Source organism: Veillonella sp. (genome assembly GCF_018364065.1).
Classification (GTDB): Bacteria; Bacillota; Negativicutes; order Veillonellales; family Veillonellaceae; genus Veillonella_A.
On record NZ_JAGZMO010000013.1, the window covers coordinates 1 to 3,637 of the forward strand.

Below are 3,637 nucleotides of genomic sequence, written 5' to 3' on the forward strand. Positions count from 1 at the left end.
CTCCACCTGTTCCCATCTCGAACACAGTAGTTAAGCTCGTAAACGCCGAAAGTACTTGGCTGGAAGCGGCCCGGAAGGATAGGAAGTTGCTGATTGATAGAAAGAAGACACACCATACGGTGTGTCTTTTTTTGTTGTATCAACGATGAAACAACACTTCCTATCCTTCCGGGGCACCCGGTAAATAGCGAACACAATTTGAAGGACCAGAGGGACGCTCAAATTGTAGTGAGTCTTTTAGTTCAGCTCGTAAGTTTTTGCGCAGCAAAAACCACAGAGATGAACAGGAAGTTGCTGATTAAGGGTCGCTTCCAGCCAACTCAGTAAAAGTGCAGTAGAAATCCACAGCTACTGAGCAGGAAGTTGCTGACACACCACATTTTCTATCCTTCATAAGTTATAACAAAACCAAAGAGATGAACAGGAAGTTGCTGATTAAGGGCTACTTCCAGCCAACGTAATATAAATATAAACCACCTCACCATTTAATCTTTCTTCCCACTCTTATTGATACTTACCATCACAATTTTTTTGTTAAGGTTTTTAAAAACTCTCGATCTACTTAATGCAGTAAATTAATACATCATGAAATATAATTAGAATAATTAAGAAAAAATGATTTAGTTCCTATTACAATTGAGCAAAAATAGAATAAAATAGCCTTCTAATCATACTTGAATGCCATTAATTGAATATGTTATTATTAAATTATAAATGAAAAAATAATGAAAATATTAGTTTTTGTTATTAAAGTTGCTGATTAATATAATAATTTAATTAATCGGCGATATTAAGGGAGTTATTTATTAATTGTTTAATGGGAGTGACAATTATGAGTAAAAAGAAGTGTAGTAGTCGTATAGCCAAAGCATCTTTGAGCAGTGCCGTATTATTAAGCTTAATTTTAGGGGGACAAGTTTTTGCAGCAGATAATATTGTTGTAGATAGTGGTACAGCTACAGGAACAACCAATACTGTAACTGATGATAAAACGGCACGTGTATTAGGCACTAAAAACTCGGTGACCGGTAGCGAAGGTACGAATGTCATTGGCGATACCAATACGGTTGAAGACAGTAATAATATCAATATTGTGGGGAATGATAATAAGGTAACAAAGAGTTACCCTTATGATGGCGGAACAAGATATGAAGCGAGCCTTGATACGCGTATTTTTGGCAATAACAACGAAGTGCGTGGGAGTCGAAAACAACATGTCATTGGTGATAATAATAAGATAATTGCTCGTGATGTTGGTACAGTTACCGACTATGGTCATCCTGAAGGCCGTGAACCTAATATTTCCGACTTAACCATTGGCCGTGGTAATGTGATAACCGGTAATGATACATATCGCAACGAATGGGATGCGTTAACGGTTATCGGGAATAATAATAATATCAGAGGTACGGCTGCCGGGATTGTTATTGGTGATAATCGAAATAATACGGAGCTCACAGACTCTATTATTATCGGCTCCTTATCTCCTGATGAAAAGAACTCGGATGACAATAATATTCGGGCAAGAAATATGGTTGTCATCGGTTATCATGCCTTTGGTAGCGATGGTAGTATGGCAATCGGGAGCAGAGTTAAGACCTTAGGGCCTGCAAGTGCAGCTGTGGGAATTCGTTCGACTGTCGAGGGTACCACTTATTATGCGACACTTTTTGGCATCGACAACAAAATAAGTACTGAAAGTGACACCGGACTTGGTGCATCGATAGCACCCGGTGCGTTTGGCATGCTGAATAAGGTGGATTCATCCTTTAACTCCATGGTCTTTGGTACCGGTAACCGTGTGACAAATGCCTTCGGTAATATAAACGAAGGTATTGAAGGCGGATTTTTGAGCGGCCGTATGGGTGAGCTACTCTATCACGGTGGTGATGATATCGGGTATAAGGAGCATTTCTCTGAAATCATGGGTGACTATGCTACGCTAAATGGTGGCTCCGTTTTTGCCATGGGGAATGGTAACGTATCGGATTATGCAAGACGTTCTTCTATCTTTGGGACGGGCAACACTTTAAACGGTACCGAAGCTGCTGCCAGTGATTATAATATGGTTACAGGTTATCAAAATAAAGCTACTAATGTAAATCATGTGTCTATCATGGGGTCCGGTAATAAGTTGAGTGATGCGACTACGGATGTTGTCATCGGCGATTACCATAGCTTATCGGGCAGTAAAAATAACGTCATTCTCGGGACGATGGGGACGACAGATGGCTATGAAGAACAGACATATACTCCTCAAAGTTACGCTCATACGACAGGAGAGCTACAGTGGACCGGAGATACGTTACACTATGCGGTAAAGGTACAAAAACCGGTACGTGAACATACTGAAAATATCAGCAATGCTGTAATGCTTGGTTATAACACAGATGTGCAGCATGATGATGGTGTAGCTATTGGTAGCAATTCTGTATCTTCAGTCGACAAAGGTGCATTTGGCTATAATCCAATTACAGGTAAGGCTTTTGAAAATGAAGCGGCTATTGTTGCCTATGCAGGCAAGGCAGATAGATTTGCTGAGTTGAATAGCAGTATTCCTGATTTAGAATCAGCGCTTTCAACGGCAAAAGCTGATTATGAAACCAAGGTCTCTGATTATTTGGCAAAGAATGCAGATTATGTACAGGCTGTACATGCTTATAACAACATTGACCATGATTCGGATCAAGGTAAAAAAATTAAAGAGCAGATGGATGCTGCAAAGATCGCAAATGATGATGCCAGAGCAGCTATGAATACTTCCGAAACTGCCATGAATGATGCCAATAAGGCGTATACAGCAGCGGTGTCAGAAAAAACTCAGATTACGTCTGCTTGGCAATCCGGTGCGGCGGCTGTTTCCGTAGGTGATAGTGAAACCGGCTTAACTCGTCAAATTACGAATGTAGCAGCCGGTACGAATGATACGGATGCAGTTAACGTAGCGCAACTTAAAGCGGCCGTAGACGCTGCAGGTACAGGTTTACAAGAAAGTAACGAAGCCTTAACGTTTAAAGATAATAAATTGGGATTGTCCATTAAGAATTCAGAAGGCACAGAAATTATTTCGGGCAGTGTTAATTTATCTACTATTGCTGCGGCTGTAGATACTAGAAATACGATTGCCACCGCTGATGGGGATACTTCCATTATTATCGATAGTACAGAAAAGAATAATATTGGCGGAACGAACTACAAAATCAAAGTTAATACTGACGGTAAGGTAGAATCCGGTAATAAAGGTATCGTTACCGGTGGTACCGTATATAGCGAAACACGTGTTGCAGAAGATGGCACGTATGTGAAAAAAGCTAAATCGGCCGGCCAAAACTTGAGTGCTTTGGATAGCCAAGTGAAAGCAAATACAGATAGCATCACTACTATTAGCAATGAAGTTGAAACTATTAACAATAATGTAACTAATATTACGAATAACGTAACTAGTCTAAATAGCCAAGTTAACAAATTAGATGATCGTGTTAACCGCGTTGGTGCAGGTGCAGCCGCTTTAGCAGCTCTTCATCCACAGGATTACGACCCAACAGCAAAATGGGATTTTGCAGCCGGTTATGGTAATTACAAGTCCGCTAATGCCGTAGCAATCGGTGCATTCTATCGTCCATCCAATGACCTGTTA

1 rRNA gene and 1 pseudogene are annotated in these 3,637 nt (G+C 40.4%); both read left to right on the forward strand.

Going from position 1 to position 3,637, the window contains the following annotated elements:
- A 5S ribosomal RNA gene (rrf, locus tag KHZ77_RS09500) occupies positions 1-95 on the forward strand; the annotation flags it as partial.
- Positions 96-832: 737 nt separating this feature from the next.
- Positions 833-3,637 (forward strand): annotated as a pseudogene (locus tag KHZ77_RS09505) (YadA-like family protein); the annotation flags it as partial.